Raw genomic sequence first — 22706 nt, 5'->3', positions numbered from 1 at the left:
ACGAATTTCATGTCAGTTGAACAAGCATTCAATGTCGATTGCTTAAATATTGAGAAAGAAAAAAATCTCAAATATTTGAATATTTCTAACAATGGAAAAATTTATAGATCCTATTCAGATTCAATTCTTTTACCTAATATTATTCAATTAGAAAAAAATCTATTTATGGCTTCATTTCAGCTTATGAAATTAATGCCTGCAAAATATGTTGTTGAAAAAGCACTCAGGGAAGAAAGAATTAATCCTAAATATCCAATTATTGAAACCTCAAGTGGAACATATGCACTAGGATTAGGAATTATCTGTGCAGAGCTTGGTCTTCCATTTCATATAATAAGTGATCCTGCAATTGATGACGATCTTAAAAGAAGATTAGAAGATTTGGGAGGCTATGTTCAGATTCTATCCCAAGCTTTGAGTGCAGACAATCCACAGATATTTCGTCTTAATACATTAAGGGATTATCTAATAGACAATCCGCAAAGTTTTTGGCCAGAGCAATATAATAATCCTGAAAATCAAAAAGCCTATTCTTTTTTGGCTGAATATTTAATTGATCAATTAGGTAGTAATCTGACCTTAGTTGGAAGTGTAGGATCTGGCGGATCTACCTGTGGAACTATAAAATGTTTAAGAGAAAATAACCCATTTAACCGTTTGATTGGTGTAGATACTTTTGGCAGTGTATTATTTGGTTTAAATAATGAAAAAAGAATCTTAAGAGGTCTTGGAAATTCTATTTTACCACAAAATTTAGAGCATAATCTTTTTGATGAAGTTCATTGGGTGTCTGCTTGCGATGCCTATCTTCAAACAAGAAAAATGCATTCACGTTACTCAACTTTTCATGGGCCAACCAGTGGTGCAGCATATCATGTCGCAAAATGGGTGAGTCAGCAAAACAAAGATGAAAAAGTTGTTTTCATTGCTCCAGATACGGGGCATAGATATTTATCTACAGTTTATAACAATCAATGGCTAAAAGAAGTAGGATTTTTCGGTAAAGATCTTTCGTATTTTCCATTAAAAGTCAAACATCCAAGTGAAGTTAATGAAGAATGGTCATATATAAATTGGCATAGAAAAACTTATAAAGAAACTATGGATGCTAAAAATGGATATTAAAAAATTTGCATTTATTGAAAGTAATACGACTGGGACGGGTGAAATATTTGTTCAAAAAGCTCTTGAAAAAGGATATCAAATTTTATTTCTAGCAGCTGACCCTAGTAGATATTCATTTTTAAATAAATATTTAATCTCTCCAATTAAAATTGATACCTCAAATGAAGAATGTATTATTAAATGTTTAGAGAATGAGAAAAATATACTTGGAATTTTTTCAAGTTCAGAATATTTTATTGAAGTGACAGCAAGTGTTGCCGAGAAGTTTTCATTACCTTGCAATTCGGTAACAGCTATTCATAATTGTCGGAATAAAGAGATCTTAGCCGAAATACTTGCAAAATTTGACATACCAATTCCTTATACAATCCTTATAAAAAATGAAAATGATTTTATACAAATTCAACAAAAAATTCAATTTCCAGTTGTTGTAAAACCCGCTTCAGGAAGTGGAAGTATTGGAGTTAAACTCTGCAAGAATTTAAATGATTTTGTACAACACGTTAAACAGCTCTTAAGTCATACAAAAAATGAACGTGGGAACTCAGTTGAGCCAAAGATATTAGTTCAAGAGTATATTATGGGTAGCGAATACTCAGTTGAAGTTTTAAAGACAGAGAAAAATTTTGAAATCTTAGGAATAACTCAAAAATATCTTGGTGAAGAACCATATTTTTTAGAAATAGGCCATGATTTTCCAGCTAAATTGAGTAGTGATATTGAATTAAAAATTAAAAATACAGTATTAAAATCATTGAATGCGATGAATTTTATTTTTGGCGCGGCACATATTGAGTTGCGAATTCATAATAATCAAGCTTATATTATTGAAATTAATCCAAGACTTGCTGGAGGAATGATCCCTGCGCTTATTGAAAAATCATTAGGAATCGATCTCATAGATTTACTTTTAGATTTATATTGTGGAAAAGAAGTTGATGTAAAATTTAATTTAAAGAGATTTTCTTCAATCCGCTTTTTAATTCCAGAGAAAGCAGGTGTAATAGCAAAAATTGATGGATTTTCTGATATGGAAATATTAGATAAATATTATATCGCAAAGAATGTTGGAGATATCTGCACTCAATTGGGTGATTTTAGAGATCGTATTGGATATTTAATTTCATCTGCTGATAGTTTAGAAGAATCTCGATTTAAAGTGAATAAGATTCTCGAAAAAATTAGAATTGTTATAGATGATCATAATGAGCAAAGAAGCTCATATAATAAGACAGGGCGTCTTTCAAAAACAATTCACTCTGACGCACAAAAAATTGTTCTAAAAAAGAAAAGTGCAAATGAAATAATAAAAGAACTTAATTTTCTTACACATATTGATGAAGCTCATATTTTAATGCTCTTGGAGCAAAAAATTATTTCAGATGAAAAAGCGGAGCTAATTTTAAAGCAAATAAAATTATTTAAACAGAACTCTTTTTCTGACTTTTTTGAAAGAGATGCATTGAGAGGAACATACTTATTATACGAAAATATTATGATAGAAAAACTTGGTATGGAAACAGGGGGTATGATTCATACAGGTCGTTCAAGAAATGATATTAATGCCACTGTTTTTAAATTAAATGCGCGCGAACATTTTCAGAATATATACAATGCATGTTGGAAATTACGTAATTCTATTTTACAGCAAGCTCAAAATAATGATTCTTTAATAATGCCGATATATAGTCAGTTTCAACCTGCTTTATCTGGTACCTATGCATTTTATCTCATAGCAATTGAAGAGGCTCTTTCAAGAGAGCAGAATAAGTTAAAAGTATGTTTTGATAATCTTATGGAATGTCCTTTAGGTGCAGGAGCCGGTTGTGGGACAAGTTTTCCAATTGACACAAAATTAACAGCTAAATATTTAGGCTTTAAAAATCCTTTTGTAAATGCCCTAGATGCAGTGGCAAGTCGAGATTTAGCTCTAAACCTTTTATCTATATTAAGTATGATGGGAACAGTTATAAGCCGAATTGCGCATGATTTTCAATTATGGACAACTCAAGAATTTTCTTTTTTTGATTTACCTGATGAACTTTGTGGTGGATCTTCTATGATGCCGCAAAAAAAGAATCCATTTCTTTTAGAAAAAATAAAGGGAAAATCCATTATTCCATGCGGAATTTTAATGTCGAGTTTAGCGACTATTCATAAAACTCCTTTTTCTAATTCTGTTGAGGTTGGGACAGAAGCTTTAGTTGATTTTGAAAGAAGTTTCAAAGAGATAATAGAATCAATGCAGCTTTTAGAGCTGATTTTAAAAAATGCAAAACCGAATGCTGAAAATATGTTTAAAAGTAATACAAAAGGTCTGACAATTGCTCTCGGAGTAACAGAAAAATTAGTTAAATTAGGATTGCCATTTCGAGAATCACACTTTAAAGTTGGTGAGGCAATTCAAAAAGCTATTGATTCAAAACAAAATCCATTAGAGGCAATTTTATCGCTTTTACCAGATAATTGTCTAATTGATAATTTTGATTTTGGTGGTGGAGCATCTAAACTATCTGTCAATCTTCAGAATTTAAATGCAGATAAGCGTCTTAGAGAAGATGGATTGTGGTTACAGGAAAAAATTAAGTTTTGGAATCAATCTTTAAATGATAAAAATTTAAAAATTGAGATGATATTGAAAGAGAGGATAGAATGAAGACATGTATATCAGCAAAAGAAGAGCTTCTTAATAATAATCGATCTTTATGGAACAGTTGGACGAAAATAAATGCAAAATCGTCATTTTATGATCTTGAAGGATTTAAAATAAATAAAAACTCTCTTAAGAATATTGAATTGAAAGAAATGGGATCTGTAGAAGGAAAGACTTTACTGCATTTACAATGTCACTTTGGCCTTGATACCTTATCTTGGGCAAATAAAGGTGCTAAAGTAACTGGAGTTGATTTTTCAGACGAAGCAATTAAATTAGCAAATGATTTGAGTAATCAGTTGAATATTCCGGCTAAATTTATTTGTTCAGATATTTTTGAACTATCTAAAAAATTAGATCAAAAATTCGATATTGTATTCACTTCATATGGCGTACTGACTTGGTTGCACAATTTAAATATTTGGGGAAAAACAATATCTCATTTTTTAAAACCAGGGGGTACTTTCTATATTATAGAATTTCATCCATTTGTTAATATGTTAAACGATGATTGGACTGAGTTTTCGGAGCCTTATTTTTATAAAGGGAACTCTATTTGCTCCACTCAAAATGGAAGTTATGCAGACACTAATGAGCAGTTTGTTCATTTAGCTTATGAATGGCCGCACTCAATGAGTGAAATCGTTTGTTCTTTAAGGCAAGCTGGTCTTGTTCTTGAGCATTTGAATGAGTTTTCTTATAGTAGCTTTAATTGTTTTCCAAATTTAGAAGAATATGCTCCCGATCAATATGTATTAAAAGGTAAAAAAGATTCAATGCCATTGATGTTCTCAATTAAAGCAACATATATGCCTGAATTAATAAAAAATTCAAATTGAGCTTTTTTTAATATAAAATATCATAATTATTTTAGGAAATAAAAATGGGGTTTATAAATTTCAATTTCAAAAATATAAATATTGATCATAAAAAATATTTTTTAATTTTTGAAAATATCTACAATATTGAGCCTAGACTATTTTATTGGATAAATCTTTTCCCTTCTAAAAAAGATCGCTATATTTTAACGCAATTTAGGCATCAAAACTTTTTAAAATACACTGGCCTTGAGCTCGTAATAATTGATCAGCATAGGATGACATATCATCGCCTACCAGGGGCAAAGCCAAATGGAAATGGGTTTGTTAAAACGGGAAAACATTGTATTCAATTAAATAGTATGGATGAAGCGGATATAAATTATTTTTGTGTTGAAAAGTTAAATTTACTTGATTTAAATTGTAAGCATACAACAATAGCGCATGATTTAAAAAATAAATTTATATTTTTGCCATGTCGTAAGCTAAATTATCAACTATTTATTCCTGAACTAATTGAAATAATTATGTATGGTTTAGAGTTTCATTATCAAAATAGTTTAATAAATCAAAATTTTAACTATTTAGATAAACTGAATGAATTGATTGAAAATATTTTTAAATCTGATTTAGATTTTAGAATTATTGCTATATGCAAGAGAATTCAAATGACTCTTTTTGATTTCGGAACGGTAAAAAAGATAGAGAATAAAAGCATTAACTATACTGTATAAAATTATAAAGAACCAAACAAAATTTTCAGATCCTTTAAATGTTTTAACATAAATATATATTGGTAGAACTGCTATAATCCAAATCGTTGCTAAATTAGTAAGCATGACATATGCGGCTTTTTTTAGTGAAATTAATAAACTAGCAAGTATCCATTTAATTCCATCACATATAAAGAAAAACCAAAACCAAATGAGGGCATTTTGTGCAGATTGGTTAAAATTATTTATATTCATATTAGAGCTATGGGTAAAGGATTTAATGATAGGCTCTGCATAAAATAAGAAAGGAATTAAAAGGACTAATGCAATTAGAATTTGTAATTTCACACTCTCGCGTAATAATTTTTTAAAATTTATCCAGTTATTTGCACCAATATAATTAGAAGCTAAAACTGTAATTGCTTTTTGTAGTCCCTCAGATATAAATGTAAATAGTATAAAAAGACTTTGTCCAATTGCAAAAGCGGTTATATATTTTTGCCCTGAAGCAGACAGAATACGTAAGATTAGTGCCCAGCCCCCTAGCTCTACCATGTAAGCAATTGCCATTGGAAATCCAATATGTAAATTTTCAAGAAATAGTTTAATATTAATATTTAATTTTTTAGATCCAAAAATATTTCTATTTTCTCGTTTGAGAAAAATACTAAATAATATTATAGCTTGAAATGATTGAGCTATTATTGTTGAAAGAGCAGCCCCCGTGAGACCCATTTTAAAAATGATTATAAGAATATAAGCTAAAATTAAATTAATAATATTGCCTATAAATGATGTCCAGATAATTATTTTTGTTTTACCGCGCCCTATATAGAATGTGGTAAGAGCCATGACAAATGGAAATATTGGACCACAAAACATATAGAGTTGATAAAATGTTGTTCCTGCCTCTTTATATTGCTCAGGAATAAAAATATTTTTTCCATAAAGAGCAAGTGGAATAAAAAGAATAAAAGTCATTACTGAAAACCATATCATTTGCCAGACGGGTTCTCCTATTTGTTTGTAGTTATTTGAGCCGTTTGCCCGTCCAACAAAAACTTCTGCACTTGCTGCAATTGAAGAGGCTGCAAAATGAAAAATGTTGCATGTTATTCCGATCGTAATTGCAGCGTTCATGGCATGCGTTGAGTAATTTGCAAGTATGAGTCTGTCAAAAAATAGCATTAAATTAGTAGATAAATTATTTAACATGAGAGGAAATGCGAGATATGCAAGTTGATATATACCATTTGTCTGAATTATTTTCACTTTAAGTACCTTTATCGTGGAGGAAAATTTAATCTACATTAAATAGAATTAAATAAAAAGGATTTTCTATTAGATAGAAATTTTTTTAAATTTGAGTTGTACTTTTACTTTAGTAAAAGTATACTCTTATTTCAAGTTAAATATGTCCCTAAAGTATACTTATTTATATTAATTTTGTTTGTTTAATTAAAACTAATAAGGAAATAAAATGCAAGATTTAAATGCTATGAATCCAGTTCTTACACACAAAGTCGTTATTAATCATGAGGAGCAATATTCTCTTTGGGATATTACTAGAGAAAATCCGCAAGGATGGACGGATGTGGGATTTACTGGAACTAAAGAGGAATGTCTTAATTTTATTAAGGAAGTTTGGGTTGACATGCGACCATTGAGTTTACGTAAACACATTGAAAAAAGTCACTTATAATGAAAAAATTAATTAAATATTTAGGATTATTTATTTTAATATCAGTATCATCATTATTAATATTTATTTATTTTATCTATAGCAGCACGCAAAATTTGCTGAGTGGAAATTTAAAAATAAATGGTTTATTAGAGAAAGTAATTGTGAATCGAGATCAATATGGTGTTCCACATATTGAAGCAGAAAATGATAGTGACGCTTATTTTACTCTTGGGTTTTTACATGCTCAAGATCGAATGTGGCAGATGGAAATTCAAAGGCATTTGGTGAAAGGTTCGCTCAGTGAAATGTTTGGTGAAGCGACTCTTTCAAAAGATAAAGCATTACGAACTTTGGGTTTTTATCGTGCCGCGCAATCCGCATATTTATCCCTGCCAAAAGAAAGTAAAGATATTGTTGAAAGTTATACTAAAGGCGTGAATTATTTTATAAAAAATGGAAAAATGCCAATTCAGCTTAAACTTATTGGCTATACTCCATCGCTTTGGACAAATATTGATAGTATCGCATTTCAAAAAATGATGGCATGGGATTTAAATGAAACGTGGCGACATAAAATTTTAAATCACACCATAGCGTCTTTATATGGACCTGAGAAGTTAGAAATGTTTGCGCCCAAGTATCCTGATAATGCTCCTCTCATTTTAAATGATAATGATTTAAATTTATCCACGAGAATAAATGCAAATATTATTGAAAAAACAAATTATTCAAATGAATTTCTTGAGCAGAGCAAAAGCTCAAGTAAAGAATTTAATAAAAACCCTCCTCCAGGTAAAGGTTCAAATAATTGGGTCGTGTCTGGTAAGTTAACAAATACGAACAAACCAATTTTAGCAAATGATCCGCACTTATCTTTAGCATCTCCATTATTATGGTATTTAGCTGATATAAAGAGTAAAAATTTTCATAGTATAGGCGCAACTTTACCAGGATTGCCAGGAGTCATCATTGGACACAATGAATACCTTGCTTGGGGGGTTACCAATGGATGTATTGATGCTCAAGATCTTTATGTAGAATCTGAAGATCAAGTTTTAACAACAATTAATGAAGTTATTAAAGTAAAAAATGGACAAGATGTTATTTTTCCAGTTAAAATAAGTTCCCATGGACCTATTATTAGTGAAATTACTGAAGCCAGTCGAGTCGGAAAAAAGGTTGCCTTAAAATGGACTGGTTTATTAGAAAATGATACAACTTTACATGCATTTATAATGCTAAATTACGCAAAAAATTGGGATGACTTTAAAAATGCTCTAAGCTATTTTATCGTTCCTTCTCAAAACTATGTGTATGCAGATAAAAAAGGAAATATTGGATATTATTTAGCAGGGAAAATACCTATTCGAGATAAGTGGTCTGGCTTGTATCCAATTGACAGCAAAAAAGATTTTGAATGGAATAAATTTATACCCTTTCATGAAATGCCAAATAAACTGAATCCTGAAGCGGGCTTTATTGTCTCAGCTAACAATAAAGTTGTCTCTAATAATTATCCTTATTCTTTAACTCCACGCTGCGAAACAGCACCTTATAGAGCATCTAGAATAATTGATTTATTGCATAATAATGAAAAATTAACTTTGCTAGATTTTAAAAAAATACAGAATGATACCGTAAGTTATTTATGGAATGACTTTAAATCAATTCTTTTAAATACAACTCCCACAGATAGTAAAGCTTTAGAAGCACTTGAAAAATTAAAAAAATGGAATGGAGATATGAACATCAATAGTCATGAAGCAACTCTTTTTGCTTATTGGTTCAGAGAATTGGGAAAAATTGTACCAGATAATTTAAAAGTTTTTTCGCAATGGCCTGAGCCATTGTTTATTAAAAATCAACTAGAGACCAACGGAAAATTTTGTCAAAATAATGAAGCAAAAAATTGTAGTGAATTCTTAAGCAATAGTTTAAATAAAACTATGAAGGCAATTTCACAGGATAAAGGCACACATCAAAAAAATTGGAATTGGGGTTACACTCATAAAGCTATTTTTAATGAAATTGGACTTTCTGAAAATAAATATTTGAGTTGGTTTTGGAATAGGAGTATTTCTTCTCCTGGCGATGGCTTTACAGTAAATGTTGGTTCATATGAATTTAATAATTTTTCTCAAATTGCTGGAGCAGGGTATAGACAAATTGTAGATTTTAATAATTTAGAAGAGAGTGTTTATATTCAGGCATTAGGGCAGTCTGGAAATATATTTAGCAAAAATTATGACGATTTAATGCCGCTTTGGAGAGATGGAAAGTATATACCTATGAGTTCTGAAAAAGAACGTTGGGGAAAATATGAAACATTGATATTAGAGCCGAGTTAAATATCAACTGTTATTTTTTAGAAGAAATCACCCGAAAAACAGCAAAAGAAATATTTCAGTCAATCTAATCTGATTTTACAGCGAAAAAAATAAATTATTATAGGATGAGAAAAAACTCATAAAGAATAATTATACTAGTACTAACTATTTCCCAATGATTATGAAAAAGAACTTAAATCAATAGATCACATTGTGGATTATTTGTAATAAAAATATAAAACTCTATTTTATATTTATGCGAAATCTTTAATCTCATAAAACTGCCATTTTTTTGACGATCGCTTGAAATTTTGATCCGCAGAGAAATGCTTACCAAAAATGTATATAAAATTATATATCTATATAATTCAAGACTATTTCTTCCTGAAGTTATGCAAACGTTAATTATTTGGACAAACAGACAGCAACTTGTGCTTTCTTTTAAAAAATTTAAACATCCTCAGAATTAAGATTCTAAATTTTTAGGAGTTTCTTATGAAAATTAAATTATTTTTTCAAAATCTTTCCAAATGCCTATTATTAATTCTTTCAATTTTTTTTACAGTTCAATCTTTCGCGGCTCCTCCGGAAAATAGGATTGATGGACCAATTGGCAAAGGTCGATGCGTAATTTCAAATTTAATAAGAGAAGAGTATTGCCAAAAGTTAAGAAAACTTGCGCTTGAAACAAACTGCATCAATCACAATGAATATGATTCCCTCGTTAAATATCACTCAACTCCCATGTGTGATAGAGATTATCGATTAGTTTCATGGTGTCCATGCGATATTAATAAAATAAATAGTGATTTTAATTTTGATCTCGATAATTCAGATATTAAGTAAAATTCCTTACTTAATTTTTTTTCAAACAAAGGAGTGTTTATTATGTCAGGTAAAAGTTTTTTGAGAAAACTCATTAGATCTTTTCTATTTTGTATATCGCTCGCATTTACAATTCAAATATTTGCAGATTTAGCTCCGCCAACGGGAGATCGAGTTAAAGACAACCCAATTATAGATTCACAAGCAGGACGATGCCATAAAGTACCAGTAGCCGCTGAACAATGCAATAAACAAAGAGAACAAGCTCTAAAAGTGCGATGCATTAATCAACAGGAATATAGTACCTTAGTTAGGATAAATGCATATCCACTTTGTGATTTTGATTACTCATTATTAGCTCATTGCTCATGTGGCTGCTTTGAAGAAAGTACCCGAATTTTTAGCTTTGAAAATTCTAGCAATGAAGTAGGATATAAGCCTATTTCTAGAATTATTTCTGAAAAAAATAAATTTAGCGTAGCGAGTGTAAAGCCCAATTCTACCCTCACAAATTTAAATATTGGACTGTATAATTTACTTTCAACGACAAGCGGTCCAGAAGAAAAACCTCTCGTTGTATTTAAAACGATTAATAATTTGCGCCTTGCTGTTACCTCAGAGCATGCAATTCTTCTTGCAAATGGAAAAATGGTAGCTGCTAAAAATGTAAAAATGTCGGATCAATTGGTTCTTGCAAATGGCAGTCCAATAGAACTCAAATCTATTGAGTCTCTGAAAACAAACAAAAACGTACTTAATCTTCTGACTACCGGAGAATCTAATATTGAACATACGGTTTTTGCTGAAGGATTAATTGTTGGCGATTTAGCTTGGCAAAATAATTTAAAAAGCATGTTGAATGCAATAGCGATCAGACAATAAAACTTATCGCTATTAATTTTAGGTAGCACTATGAAAAAAAAATCATTACTTATAACGTTATTATTGATAGTTATTTTAATAATATTTAAAGTATTTTTTTCTGAAAAAAAAATGCATCAGGATAGCAATATAAGCGCCAATATAAAAACGCAAGCTAAAACAAAAGTTATTTATCCAATTAAGCAGTCAAATACAAAAAAAGAATTTTCAAATAAGAAAGAATTTACTGAAGAAGATATTATTGAAACAAGAGATTTTGTTAACAATATGAAAGAAGAATATACAAAATTACAATTTGATACCATTTTTAAAGATAAACTGCAGAAAATGTACAACCAGAATAATAATATAGCTCAAATTTTTAAAAATATAATTTTAGATAATAATTTTGCAAAAGTTATTAGCATTGAAAATCAAGCCTATGCTAGGGTATTTGCAATTAATGGATTAAAAGAGATTGCTCTTATAAATAATATAGAACCTCTGCTCAATACAATCCAAGAATATAGTCTAATACTACAAAATAAAGAAATCTTTTCAAAAGGAGAAAAAGCCGATTTAGATGATTTAATTAGCAATTATATTTCAACTATAGATACATCTTCATTTATTGAAAATATTGAACATCATTTAACAGAAATAAACTTCAATAATGAAATAAAAAACAACGAAATCATAAAAATATACAAGAACTCAGTATTTTTTTCTTTGATGGAAAAAGTTGGAGAAGAAAAAGCAAGAAAACTCCTAGAACAGCATTTTTCGAAATAAAGGAATAGTTTAAATGAGAAAAATAGATATTATAATAGTAAGCATATTTTTTACACTCACAAGCTGCGGACCTGCCAAGGCAGAATTAACAATTGAAAACAAGGTAAATCTTCCAATTAATTGGGAAGATCCAAACCCAGCACTTACAAATGAAATAAATACTTTCATTCAGAGTAAAATTTCAACTTTAGAGCCTTGTACAAAAGAAAACGCTTCTACAGATCCTAATTGCGCTTTAGTGCAAATTTATCCAGGTGAAGCAACTGTAAAAGAGAGTAGTCTAGGCTATCGAGTTATGATTATAGATGATTATAGTATGAAAACAGCTGCATACACACGTTACAGTGAAAGAGTTTTAAAAAATATTTTTGAAAATGAAAAGACAGGCATGCTTGATGGAGCTCCATTAAAATTAGAAATGCCTCAAGCCGCTAAGGAAATACTATTAGATACCTTTAAAAATCCTGCCTATGAAAAAATTCCTTCCGAACTTTTAAGACCAAGCTCAAAGATATTTCAGGAAAAATTTAATGAAATGGTGAATACCATAAATGTAATTGGCCACAGCACAATGATTTTTAATTACATTGCAAATAACAGTCCAAATAGTCAATTTGTTTTAATTCATTCAGGGGTGAATAAATTTGGTGAAATATTTTGTGATAAAAATTTAACAGAAGACGAGAAAATAAACGAAATAAGCAGTCTATTTAAGTCCCAATCCGATCAAATTACTAAGTTAATTAATGATTATAAGATTGATTTTATTTCTTATTCTCGAGGATATAGCAATGACACTTTAAAAGAGATAGCTGGAAAAAGAGAGTGTAAAAATACATCTGATAGTCTTATTTCAAAGACAAATAAAATATATTTTAATTTGTTTTTACAACCTTTAACAACTCAAACTCAAGCTATATTAGTCCAAGCAAATTCAGCTTCTAACTATAAAATTAACTCAATTTATGATGAAAATTATTTTTCAGACTGCCAAAAACTAAAAAATAGAGTCAGAGTGGGGCCTGTTAATGATTTTAATCTTTCAATTCCATTTCAAGGAAGTAAAAACATAAATATTTTAAGTCCTTCTGAACGAAATGCAAGACTTTGTTCTGATATCTATATAAATTTTGCTGTAAAAGACTATTTTCCCTATACTCAAGTTAGAAAAGGCGCAATACAAGTATCACAACTAAATTTAGGAACATTACCTATTATGTATGAAGCTATCGTAAGCTCCTATGCAACTCCTGTTGCAGTCTCATATTTAATGCATCTTAAAATGCAATTGCAAAAAGAAAGTCCCAATATTGAAATAACTAATAAAATGCTTTTAGATAAATTATACTCAGGAAGGAATTTTATATTTGATCCAAGTTTACATAAGCAATTGCCAATTTATGAACTTGGACTTTTAAAATAAGGAAATAAATATGCTTTATAAAAAACTTATAGTGTTAATATTTTTTACTTTTTCTTATAATGCAAATGCTCTTAAAGTAGAACCATTTGACAACTTTATACGTTTCCATTTTTCTTCTGAAGATTTCATTTCAAATGCAGGAATAAAAAATAATTCATTCTGGCATTACCCTGGGTATGATTCATATAGAGATTGTGCATTAGCAACAGTGCCTATTTATTTAACTAAAAAAGCACATTTAATACCTTATTTGGAAATTAAGTCTACTGCATTTGCATGGATAAAAGATCCTTCGGATATTTTTAAAATCAATACCTTCCATATAAAAACATTTTCTGAAAATAGCGGATATAAAAGAGAAATATCTTCCTCGGCTTTCCCTTTACATGAATTAAAAGAAGTAGAAATTCTTTATAGTAGAGATTATAGCATTTATATTCGGGCTAATACGGGCACAACAAAGAGTAATGAATTTATCACTTCTTCACGACTTAATCCCAGTAATTATTACGTTGATAGGGGATATATAAGTTTTTGTGTGGCAGACATTGCAATGTGGACAGAAATTTTTATTAGAAAAATAACAATTGATGCAATATATGATGAATAAAAATTTATTATTTAAAAAATTTTTTAAAATAATAAATATAAAAATTATAAATAATGTAAAGTGGTAATATATCATTTATATCTTATAAGAGAATTAAATTTATTATTACCCTATTATTATTAAAGTATTTAATGCTAATTTGTGGATCTAGAAGAGATAAATTATAGTTTATATACAACCTTGAAAGCTCGGGATAAAATATGTTTCTGAAAGAACAGAGCTTTTTATAAGATCAATCACAATCGATGCACTCTATTGAAGAATAGAATTGCAGGTAGAGTAATTTTAATTATATTAGGAAAAATGTCATCTTGAAATGGGGATTACAATTAGAAGTTTTATTATGATAATAAAATCTTTATTAAAACATAATAAAATAAAAATTAACTTTTATTTTATTATCTCAATCTTCATGTTAACAAGCTGTGGTTCTAAAAATGAAAAAATGCACTTTGAAAGCAATTGGAAAAATTCTGGCAATTGGGAAGATCCAAACCCAGCACTTACAAATGAAATAAATACTTTCATCCAGAGTAAAATTTCAACTTTAGAGCCTTGTACAAAAGAAAACGCTTCTACAGATCCTAATTGTGCTTTAGTGCAAATTTATCCAGGTAAAGCTACTGTAAAAGAGAGTAGTTTGGGCTATCGAGTTATGATTATTGATGATTATGGAATGATAGCTGCTGCATACACACGTTATAGAGAAAGAGTCTTAAAAAACATTTTTGAAAATGAAACGACAGGTATGCTTGATGGAGCTTCCTTAGAATTACAGATGCCACGAGCAGCAAAGGAAATACTATTAGATACTTTTCAAAATCCTGCCTATGAAAAAATTCCTTCTGAACTATTAAGACAAAACGGGGAGATATTTCAGGAAAAATTTAGTGAAATGGTAAATAATTTAAATTTTTTTACCGATGGCAAGTATCATAATGCTCACAGTACAATAATTTTTAATTACATTGCAAATAACAGTCCAAATAGTCAATTTGTTTTAATTCATTCAGGGATGAATAAATTTGGTGAAATATTTTGTGATAAAAATTTAACAGAAGACGAAAAAATAAATAAAATAAGCAGTCTATTTAAATCTCAATCCGATCAAACTTCCCAATTAATTAATGATTATAAGATAGATTTTATTTCTTATTCAAGAGGTTTTAGCAATGATATGTTAAGGGATATATCAAAATTAAGTATTTGTAAAAATACTTCAGAAAAACTTATTTCACAAACAAATAAAATATATTTTGATTCATTTTTACAGCCTTTAACAACTCAAACTCAAGCTATATTAGTCCAAGCAAATTCTGCTTCTAACTATAAGATTAACTCAATTCATGATGAAAATTTTTTTTCAGACTGCCAAAAACTAAAAAATAGAGTCAGAGTAGGGACTGTCAATGACTTTAATCTTTCAATTCCATTTCAAGGAAGTAAAAACATAAATATTTTAAGTCATCTTGAGCGAAATGCAAAACCATGTTCTGATATCTATATAAATTTTTCTGTACAAAATTATTCCCCAGATACTCAATTTAGAAAAGGAGTTATACAAATCTCAAATTTTAATATAGGGACTTCACCTATCGTGTATGAAGCTATCGTAAGTTCCTATGCAACTCCAGTTGCAGTCTCATATTTAATTTATCTTAAAATGAATTTACAAAAAGAATATCCTAATATTGAAATTACTAATAAAATGCTTTTAGATAGATTATACTCAGGAAATAATTTTATTTTTGATCCAAGCTTACATAAGCAATTGCCAATTTATGAACTTGGGCATTTAAAATAAGGATTACTTTATGACTTCTATTTTTAGAATAAGAGTGCATTTAGAATAATTGATATTGAAGGCGAGTTAAATATCAACTGTTAATTTTTATATTTCCATGCAATAGACCAATTGTTTGAAAACCGCCTCCAGCAGCAACCCAAATATCTAAAAAATAGAAGCTTTTATTTTCTAAATATAAATTGTATTCTTGTGCAAATATCGGCATTAAATTTTCATATTCTTCGTCAGAAATTTTCGCTAACCAACTTTCTTTTAATGATAAACTTCCTCCATCAAAAATACACACTTCTTCATTAAAATAGTTAGTTTTAAAACAAATTCCATTATTTTCAATATTATATGAAAAACAAGAATCTTTTGTACATGTTTCAATAAAAAAATCGACTAATTCTGATTTAGGTATTTTTTTTGTGCATTTAAAAAATAATGCTTTTAAAAATAGAATACGAGTTCTTAGTACTGGTAGAGAGGCGCATACCATATTTCCTACATCTGACATAAGAGTTGGAATATTTTCTGCAAGATTTTTTTCTAATCTATTTTTAACTTCATTTAAAATATTTTTATTAGCTTGGTGTACATAAATTGTACAAGGAATTTTATTAAAATTTGGATTTTTAATTGATTTAAGGACAAACTCTCTTTCTTGCCAGCAAACTCCAATGGCTTTAGCAATTGCCTTTACAGTATGTAAAAACATTAATTTTGCATCTGAAATTTCAAGTTTATTTCTTAATATATTATTTTCTTTTGTTGGTTCTCTTGAGCCTCCCACAGGAATACAAATATTTTTTGCTAAATCAGATTGAGTTTCTTGGTAACAGAAGTAAAAAAATTCTTCTTGTGCTTTTGTTAAATAAACACCACTGGCACCATCAGCAAATAAAGAATGAGTTCGTAGATCTTTTTCAGAAAGGCCTTTGTGCTTTAATTCTGTTGCAATAACGACTGTATTTGTATTTGTAGCAATAAAACCAGTAGAGCAGCGGAGAGCAGAGAGAAAACTTGTACATGAGCTTGCAATATCTAAGCAATGCACAGATTTTTTTAGATTAAGTCCTTTGTGGACAAATGTTGCTGTTGAGGGTGATGGATAATCACCTGAAGTCGTTGCAATAAGCATTGCTCCTATGTCTTGCAATGGAACGGAACTGGTTTGAATGGCTCGTATGGCTAAATCACTTGCCGCTTCTTCCTTTAATCCATATCTTCTTTCTAATATGCCTGTATGCTTATAAATTGTGCTTTCAATATCAAAAAGGGTCTTACCATCTTTTTTGAAGTTTGCTGCAATCTGTTTATTTTCTATATTTCTGCTAGGTAAATATGAAAAACTTAAATTTATTTTAATATACTGAATTGTTTGAATTATATTTGCCAAATTGAAGTTATCCTTTGAGTAAGAATATAGCTATAACAACAGTACTTTACATATTTCGAGATTAAATGTAAGACTTTTTTTAGTTCTGTTTGGAGATATTAATTAGAGGAGAATAAAAATGGAACACTTAGAATTTGAAAATGTAAATAACTTAAATAATATACCGTGTGAGGCTGAAGCCAAAGAGCTTATCAGTGAAAATTATGATGAGCATTTGTACCTAAAAGCAGTTGAATTATATGAAATGCCTTTTTTGCAACTTATGCAAGAAGCTGCACTTGTTCATAAAGAATATTGGCCTGAGGCTGATATTCAACGCAGTGCTCTTCTTTCTATTAAAACAGGATCATGCCCTGAGGACTGCTCTTATTGCCCACAAAGTGCCCGATATGAGACAGATATAAAAAAACATCCTTTAATGGAAGTTTGTGACATTGTAGAAAAAGCAAAAGTTGCAAAGGAAAACGGTGCGCAGCGATTTTGTATGGGAGCTGCATGGAGAAAGCCCCCACGTGGAGAGCAATTTGATCGTGTACTCGAAGCTATTCGTGAAGTTAAAGCGCTTGGAATGGAAGCTTGTGTTACTTTAGGGTTGTTAAATGATGAACAAAGTCGAAAATTAAAAGAAGCTGGACTTGATTATTATAATCATAATGTAGATACTTCTAAAGATTATTATTCAAAAATAATTACCACTCGTAAATTTAAAGATCGGGTTGAGACTCTCCGTAATTTAAGAAGAAATGATATTAATATTTGTTGCGGCGGAATTTTAGGTATGGGTGAGAGTGCTGAAGACCGTATGAAATTAGTTGCTTTTTTAGCAACAATGGATCCTCAACCTGAAAGTATTCCAATTAATTTTCTTGTAAAATTTGATGGAACTCCTCTTGAAAATCAAGAAGATGTTGATGTTCTTGAATTTGTAAGAACCATTGCTGTCGCACGAATTATGATACCTAAAGCACGCTTACGTTTATCTGCAGGGCGTATGAGTTTAAGTCGTGAAGCTCAAATTTTATGTTTAGCAGCGGGTGCAAATTCAATTTTTAGTGGAGATATTTTATTAACTTCTCCACTTCCAGGCTATTCATTTGATAATAAACTTATTGATGATGTAACAAAGCCATTAAAAATCGTAAAAGAAAGTGAACATGTCAATTGAGTATTTAAACTCTTGCTGGCAGAAAGCTAATGCTGCCTTAAAGGATTCTCAAAACTTTAGAAAACCAATTCTTTATTTTAGAAATAATCGAGAGCAAAATATTCGCCTCGATTTTTCTACTAATGATTATTTAGGTATTCGTCATGATGCTCGAATTATTGAATCTGGATATTGTGCAGCTATGAGGAATGGTGCAGGCACAGCTTCATCTAGAATGGTTTTACAAACAGATGATAATTTACTTGAACTTGAAGATTATTTTTCTAAATCCATTGGTCTGGCATATTCTCTTTATTTTTCATCTGGATTTATGGCAAATATAGCTTTGTTTGATGCACTTTCTACATTTATGTTTGACGAAGAGAATCTTTCGCAAGAGTTATTTGTTGACCATAGGTGTCATGCAAGTATTTATTTAGGATTTAGGAATTCAAAAATAAAATCTACAATCTTTCGTCATTTAGATTTTGAAAATTTAGAACAAAAACTAAAACAATCTTCGGCAAGGGCAAAAATAATTGTTATAGAATCTTTGTTTTCCATGGATGGCGACTATTTTGATGCTGTTCAATTAAATCACATTTGTGAAAAATATAATGCAAATATAATAATTGATGAAACGCATTCCATTGGATTACAACGAGCGGGAAGTTATCTTGCAGAACATATTTTTTTGAAAAAATATATTATTGCCATTGTATCTGGTTGTGGCAAAGCTTTAGGGGTGGCTGGTGGTTTTATATCAACAGATTACCATGAATTAAAACTTAGAATAATGCAAAAAGCAAAACCATTAATTTATTCTACAGCAGCTCCTCCATTTGTTGTAGGAGCACTTTTGCAATCACTCAAGATTATTTTTAGTGATGAAGGCGATTGTAAAAGAATAAAATTAATTGAAAATATTGAATATCTAAAAAATAAGATTTTGTGCTTGATTGAAAATAATAAAAAATTCTGTCTAAATATTAATGATTTAAAAGTGCATCGTTCTCATATTTTCCCAATTATTTTTGGAGAAAACTTGCTTGTTCTTAATAAGGTTTCTGAACTTTTAAAGTGTGGAATATTGGTTAAAGAAATAAGACCTCCTTCTGTTCCACGTGGAACTGCAAGATTAAGAGTTATTTTAAGGAGTGATCATTCAAAGAGAGATATAGATGAATTATTGGAAAATATCGTCTGATATTTTTTTTGAAAGGAGTGTATTATGTTAACTAAATACCCCGCATTTTATGTAATGGGCGCTAATACAGATATTGGTAAAACACTTTTTTCAGGTGGTTTATGCCAAGCAGCTACCAACGAAGATGTCAAAACACTTTATTTAAAACCGATTCAAACAGGTTTTCCTAAAGATTCTGATTCTTCTTTCGTAAAGAAATACAATCCGTCAGAAAATGTAAGTGCAAAAACAATTTTTTCTCTTTCTGAAGCTGTTTCACCGCACAGAGCTCTTAAAGGAAATTCTTCTTTAGAAAATTTTGAAGAACAATTATTGAATATAATTAGAGATGAAATTAAACAAAATGAATCTGATTTTATTTTAATTGAAGGGGCTGGGGGTGCTGCTTCCCCTTCATTGTATGGAAATTTACAGTGTGATTTTTATCGTTCTTTAAGGTTACCCGTAATTTTTATTGCCGATGCAAAATTAGGAGGTATTTCCACTTCAATAAGTACTCTTGAGCTGCTTGAAGCAAGAGGGTTTATCATCACAAGTATTTTACTTTTTGCGGGAGAACATGAAAATGCTCCTTTTTTAAGAAAGTATTTTAAAGATAAATATCCGGTTTTTGAATTTAAAAATCTCAATGTAAAGAATGCAGCAAATAATAGTGAAGGAAATACAAAAGAACTTGAGCAGTGGTATCAAGATAATTTAATACAATTTTCTGATGCATTTAGATTTTTGTCAAATTATCATCTCAGTAGAATTCAAATAGTAGATGAATATATTGAAGTTGCAAAAAAACATATCTGGTGGCCTTTCACTCAACATAAATTAATTGATTCTCCTAAGTATATTGAAAGTGCTTATAAAGATGATATTAGTTTTGTTAACTTACAAAATGAAGAACATAATAACTTTTTGTCACAAAATCATTATGATGCTTCGGCAAGTTGGTGGACTCAGGGAATTGGGCATGGTTTACCCAAAATCACACAAGCCGCTGCAGTGGCTGCAGGACGTTACGGTCATGTTATGTTTCCTGGGAATGTTCATGAGCCTGTTGCAAAACTCACATATAAATTAATTAACACTGTGGGTAAAGCTTGGGCTGATAGAGTGTTTTATTCGGATAATGGTTCTACGGCTGTTGAAATTGCCCTCAAAATTGCATTCAGAAAATCTATTGGACTTCCTCAAAATAACGAAAAGCAAGAAGTGTTTGTGCTTGGTTTGAAGGATTCTTATCATGGCGACACCCATGGTTCTATGAATGCAACCAATCCGAATATTTTTAAAACGAATGAGCATTGGTACACACCAAAAGGTTTTTGGCTTGAATATCCTGTGATTGCTTTAAAAAATAAAAAATATTTAGTGACTTTACCTTTAGATATATCCGAAAATTCTATATGGCATATGTCTTTTCAATCATTGGGTAGCTTTTTTGATGACGAAAGACTGGATAGCGAATTAGCAAAAATTTATTTTGAATATATTCAAAAGAATTTTGAATTAATTGCACACCAAAAACTAAGAGTAGGCGCTTTGCTTATTGAGCCAATTATTCAAGGTGCAGGGGGCATGAAGTTTATCGATCCGCTGTTCCAAAAGATATTAGTAAGTGAATGTCAAAAAAGAAAAATACCAATTATCATTGATGAAGTGTTTACTGGTTTTTGGCGTCTCGGAAAAATGACTGCAGCACAAATGCTAAATATTAAACCTGATGTGGCCTGCTATGCAAAACTTCTGAGTGGTGGATTGTTACCTATGTCCGTTACTTTAGCTCGAGAAGAATATTTTGAATGCTTTTTAGGAGACTCTTTAGATAAAGCTTTGCTTCATGGTCATTCTTATACGGCAACTCCAATTGGTTGTTCTGTTGCTCTTGAATCATTTGATGAAATTCAAGCATCAATTAATTATTGCGTGGAAAGAGATAGCATATGTAATTTATGGAATTACTCTATTATTGAAAAAATTTCTTGCTTGTCAAATATTGCTGGAGTTTATGCCTTAGGAAGCATTTTTGCTCTTGAATTAAAAGACACAGAATCTGGTTATGCTTCAATTAGAGCCAAAGAGTTTGTCACTCAACTGCAAAACGCTTCCATAGCCGTGCGTCCTTTAGGTAATGTTATTTATATTTTGGCAGGTTTTAATTCTTCAAAGAAAAAGTTAGACTCCATTCTAATGATTATACTTGAAATATTGTCTAAAGAAATTGAATTTGAATAAAATTTAAAATAGTATGTATTAGAATTTTGTAAAAAAATTTGTAATTAATTATTTCTAAATTTTAATTTGAGAAATATAATTTAATGTGCTTTTTATCTTATTAAAAGAAAAAATCAAATTATGGATGAACCTAGGTTAAAATCTGTTTGCCCAAATTGTCAAATAAATGATGCATATCTAATACAAAATAGTCATGTACAGCTTCAACAAAAAAATGAAATATTTCAATTTTTAAAGTGTAAAAATTGTTCACTCATTTATTTGAATATGCCACCTAACTCTGAGAAAATGAGCGAATATTATCATAGTTGCTATTTGCCTCATCTTGGTAGTAAGGCTTGGGGAAAGTATGCAAAATTTGTTGATAAAGCACAGATATCAGTTGATATGAAAAAATTAAATTATGTTAATAAATATTATCCTCATTTTAATGAGAAATCTCATTTACTGGACTATGGATGCGGAAAACCTACATTTTTAGATTTTGCAAAAAAGAAAAGCAATGCGTATTGCTCTGGTCTTGATATTTCAGAGCAAGGTTGGGGAGATTATAAAATAAATTCATTGAATAATTTAAATTTAGTAAAGGGCATTTTTTCTGATTTAAATAAAAATATAAAATTTAATGTCATTACACTTTGGCATGTTTTAGAACATGAATATAATCCAGTAATGATTTTACAAAATTTAAAAAAAATCATAGCAGAGGATGGTATTCTCATAATTGAGGTACCAAATCATAATTCTTTTTTTGTTAAAATTCAAAAAGGGTTTTGGGCAGGCTATCACACTCCTCGGCATACGGTTGTCTTTACTAAACAAACTATTACAAATACTCTTGCAAGAAGTGGTTGGAATGTTGTTAAATATAAAAAATATGGTACACTTGATGCCTTTACTCTTTGGTGGTTAGGTCGACATGAAAGGTTGTGTCATGAAAAGAATACTCATTTAATTGACTTTGAACCTAGATTTTTATCTTATCTTTTTTTAAAAATAATAACTTGGCCATTTTTTATACTTGAAAGAATCATTGGATTAGGTGTCTTAATTGTTATTGCTAAACCTAAAAATATGAATGAAAAATATTAATTTATTGAAAGTAGAGTA

At 29.8% G+C, this 22706-nt stretch carries 18 protein-coding genes; 16 read left to right on the top strand and 2 right to left on the bottom strand.

All coding sequences use genetic code 11. The features are described from left to right. Nucleotides 1–9: 9 nt before the first annotated feature. From GCL57_RS13655 to GCL57_RS13640, 4 genes are read left to right on the top strand one after another with little or no spacing between them, the layout of a single operon-like run. Nucleotides 10–1125, top strand: coding sequence for a pyridoxal-phosphate dependent enzyme (locus GCL57_RS13655; RefSeq protein ID WP_161597771.1), 1116 nt, complete (start codon nucleotides 10–12; stop codon nucleotides 1123–1125). After that, complete coding sequence (locus tag GCL57_RS13650; protein WP_161597770.1) at nucleotides 1115–3781, top strand: lyase family protein; 2667 nt, start codon at nucleotides 1115–1117, stop codon at nucleotides 3779–3781. The genes GCL57_RS13655 and GCL57_RS13650 overlap by 11 nt, the downstream gene beginning before the upstream one ends. Then, entirely contained in the window at nucleotides 3778–4617 is an 840-nt protein-coding gene (locus GCL57_RS13645; protein ID WP_152213910.1) for a class I SAM-dependent methyltransferase, read from the top strand. The genes GCL57_RS13650 and GCL57_RS13645 overlap by 4 nt, the downstream gene beginning before the upstream one ends. A 44-nt stretch (nucleotides 4618–4661) precedes the next feature. Beyond that, entirely contained in the window at nucleotides 4662–5330 is a 669-nt protein-coding gene (locus GCL57_RS13640; RefSeq protein WP_152213909.1) for a hypothetical protein, read from the top strand. Here the strand turns inward: GCL57_RS13640 and GCL57_RS13635 are convergent. After that, nucleotides 5226–6581, bottom strand: coding sequence for an MATE family efflux transporter (locus tag GCL57_RS13635; RefSeq protein WP_152213908.1), 1356 nt, complete (start codon nucleotides 6579–6581; stop codon nucleotides 5226–5228). The two genes, GCL57_RS13640 and GCL57_RS13635, sit on opposite strands and share 105 nt — an antisense overlap. 208 nt (nucleotides 6582–6789) lie before the next feature. Here GCL57_RS13635 and GCL57_RS13630 point away from each other — a divergent pair, with 208 nt between their 5' ends. The 8 genes from GCL57_RS13630 to GCL57_RS13595 all read left to right on the top strand — a co-directional run bounded on the left by GCL57_RS13630 (nucleotide 6790) and on the right by GCL57_RS13595 (nucleotide 15635). Further along, nucleotides 6790–7011, top strand: coding sequence for an MbtH family protein (locus GCL57_RS13630; protein ID WP_211363269.1), 222 nt, complete (start codon nucleotides 6790–6792; stop codon nucleotides 7009–7011). Further along, nucleotides 7011–9341 carry a penicillin acylase family protein gene (locus GCL57_RS13625; RefSeq protein ID WP_152213907.1) on the top strand — a complete coding sequence of 777 codons (2331 nt, stop codon included), beginning with the start codon at nucleotides 7011–7013 and terminating at the stop codon, nucleotides 9339–9341. The genes GCL57_RS13630 and GCL57_RS13625 overlap by 1 nt, the downstream gene beginning before the upstream one ends. Before the next feature lie 474 nt (nucleotides 9342–9815). After that, nucleotides 9816–10166, top strand: a complete 351-nt coding sequence (locus GCL57_RS13620) for a hypothetical protein (RefSeq protein ID WP_152213906.1) — start codon at nucleotides 9816–9818, stop codon at nucleotides 10164–10166. A 42-nt stretch (nucleotides 10167–10208) separates the two neighbouring features. After that, nucleotides 10209–11027, top strand: coding sequence for a Hint domain-containing protein (locus GCL57_RS13615; protein ID WP_152213905.1), 819 nt, complete (start codon nucleotides 10209–10211; stop codon nucleotides 11025–11027). Between the two features lie 30 nt (nucleotides 11028–11057). Beyond that, the gene (locus GCL57_RS13610) at nucleotides 11058–11798 is read left to right on the top strand and encodes a hypothetical protein (protein WP_152213904.1); all 741 of its coding nucleotides are present in this window, start codon (nucleotides 11058–11060) and stop codon (nucleotides 11796–11798) included. Nucleotides 11799–11811: 13 nt separating this feature from the next. Then, nucleotides 11812–13221 carry a hypothetical protein gene (locus GCL57_RS13605; protein ID WP_152213903.1) on the top strand — a complete coding sequence of 470 codons (1410 nt, stop codon included), beginning with the start codon at nucleotides 11812–11814 and terminating at the stop codon, nucleotides 13219–13221. Nucleotides 13222–13231: 10 nt separating this feature from the next. Further along, on the top strand, nucleotides 13232–13831 hold the full coding sequence (locus GCL57_RS13600) for a hypothetical protein (protein WP_152213902.1): 600 nt from the start codon (nucleotides 13232–13234) through the stop codon (nucleotides 13829–13831). A gap of 343 nt (nucleotides 13832–14174) precedes the next feature. Continuing rightward, the gene (locus GCL57_RS13595; protein WP_152213901.1) at nucleotides 14175–15635 is read left to right on the top strand and encodes a hypothetical protein; all 1461 of its coding nucleotides are present in this window, start codon (nucleotides 14175–14177) and stop codon (nucleotides 15633–15635) included. 73 nt (nucleotides 15636–15708) lie between these two features. Here GCL57_RS13595 and GCL57_RS13590 read toward each other — a convergent pair whose 3' ends face one another. Then, a complete protein-coding gene (locus GCL57_RS13590; protein WP_152213900.1) occupies nucleotides 15709–17019 on the bottom strand; it encodes a beta-ketoacyl-[acyl-carrier-protein] synthase family protein in 1311 nt (436 codons plus the stop codon). A gap of 118 nt (nucleotides 17020–17137) precedes the next feature. Between GCL57_RS13590 and bioB the strand changes: the two genes are divergently transcribed. The 4 genes from bioB to GCL57_RS13570 all read left to right on the top strand — a co-directional run bounded on the left by bioB (nucleotide 17138) and on the right by GCL57_RS13570 (nucleotide 22688). Beyond that, nucleotides 17138–18184, top strand: a complete 1047-nt coding sequence (bioB, locus tag GCL57_RS13585; RefSeq protein ID WP_152213899.1) for a biotin synthase BioB — start codon at nucleotides 17138–17140, stop codon at nucleotides 18182–18184. Further along, nucleotides 18174–19370, top strand: a complete 1197-nt coding sequence (locus tag GCL57_RS13580) for an aminotransferase class I/II-fold pyridoxal phosphate-dependent enzyme (protein ID WP_152213898.1) — start codon at nucleotides 18174–18176, stop codon at nucleotides 19368–19370. The genes bioB and GCL57_RS13580 overlap by 11 nt, the downstream gene beginning before the upstream one ends. 24 nt (nucleotides 19371–19394) lie before the next feature. Beyond that, nucleotides 19395–21596 (top strand): aminotransferase class III-fold pyridoxal phosphate-dependent enzyme, encoded by a 2202-nt coding sequence (locus tag GCL57_RS13575; RefSeq protein WP_152213897.1) that lies wholly within the window; start codon nucleotides 19395–19397, stop codon nucleotides 21594–21596. Between the two features lie 120 nt (nucleotides 21597–21716). After that, entirely contained in the window at nucleotides 21717–22688 is a 972-nt protein-coding gene (locus GCL57_RS13570; RefSeq protein WP_152213896.1) for a class I SAM-dependent methyltransferase, read from the top strand. Nucleotides 22689–22706 lie beyond the last annotated feature (18 nt).

Origin of the sequence: Fluviispira multicolorata, assembly GCF_009208585.1 — a bacterium.
Lineage (GTDB): Bacteria > Bdellovibrionota_B > Oligoflexia > Silvanigrellales > Silvanigrellaceae > Silvanigrella > Silvanigrella multicolorata.
The sequence above is the reverse complement of the archived record's forward strand: the minus strand, read 5'-3'. Positions and strand labels throughout refer to the sequence as shown.

Bases quoted from the DNA above. Each gene is read 5' to 3' on its own strand.
- GCL57_RS13640 (WP_152213909.1), top strand. From the start codon at position 4,662: ATGGGGTTTATAAATTTCAATTTCAAAAATATAAATATTGATCATAAA.
- GCL57_RS13610 (WP_152213904.1), top strand. From the start codon at position 11,058: ATGAAAAAAAAATCATTACTTATAACGTTATTATTGATAGTTATTTTA.
- GCL57_RS13615 (WP_152213905.1), top strand. From the start codon at position 10,209: ATGTCAGGTAAAAGTTTTTTGAGAAAACTCATTAGATCTTTTCTATTT.
- GCL57_RS13630 (WP_211363269.1), top strand. From the start codon at position 6,790: ATGCAAGATTTAAATGCTATGAATCCAGTTCTTACACACAAAGTCGTT.
- GCL57_RS13570 (WP_152213896.1), top strand. From the start codon at position 21,717: ATGGATGAACCTAGGTTAAAATCTGTTTGCCCAAATTGTCAAATAAAT.
- GCL57_RS13600 (WP_152213902.1), top strand. From the start codon at position 13,232: ATGCTTTATAAAAAACTTATAGTGTTAATATTTTTTACTTTTTCTTAT.
- GCL57_RS13625 (WP_152213907.1), top strand. From the start codon at position 7,011: ATGAAAAAATTAATTAAATATTTAGGATTATTTATTTTAATATCAGTA.
- GCL57_RS13650 (WP_161597770.1), top strand. From the start codon at position 1,115: ATGGATATTAAAAAATTTGCATTTATTGAAAGTAATACGACTGGGACG.
- GCL57_RS13595 (WP_152213901.1), top strand. From the start codon at position 14,175: ATGATAATAAAATCTTTATTAAAACATAATAAAATAAAAATTAACTTT.
- GCL57_RS13655 (WP_161597771.1), top strand. From the start codon at position 10: ATGTCAGTTGAACAAGCATTCAATGTCGATTGCTTAAATATTGAGAAA.
- GCL57_RS13620 (WP_152213906.1), top strand. From the start codon at position 9,816: ATGAAAATTAAATTATTTTTTCAAAATCTTTCCAAATGCCTATTATTA.
- GCL57_RS13575 (WP_152213897.1), top strand. From the start codon at position 19,395: ATGTTAACTAAATACCCCGCATTTTATGTAATGGGCGCTAATACAGAT.
- bioB (WP_152213899.1), top strand. From the start codon at position 17,138: ATGGAACACTTAGAATTTGAAAATGTAAATAACTTAAATAATATACCG.
- GCL57_RS13645 (WP_152213910.1), top strand. From the start codon at position 3,778: ATGAAGACATGTATATCAGCAAAAGAAGAGCTTCTTAATAATAATCGA.
- GCL57_RS13580 (WP_152213898.1), top strand. From the start codon at position 18,174: ATGTCAATTGAGTATTTAAACTCTTGCTGGCAGAAAGCTAATGCTGCC.
- GCL57_RS13605 (WP_152213903.1), top strand. From the start codon at position 11,812: ATGAGAAAAATAGATATTATAATAGTAAGCATATTTTTTACACTCACA.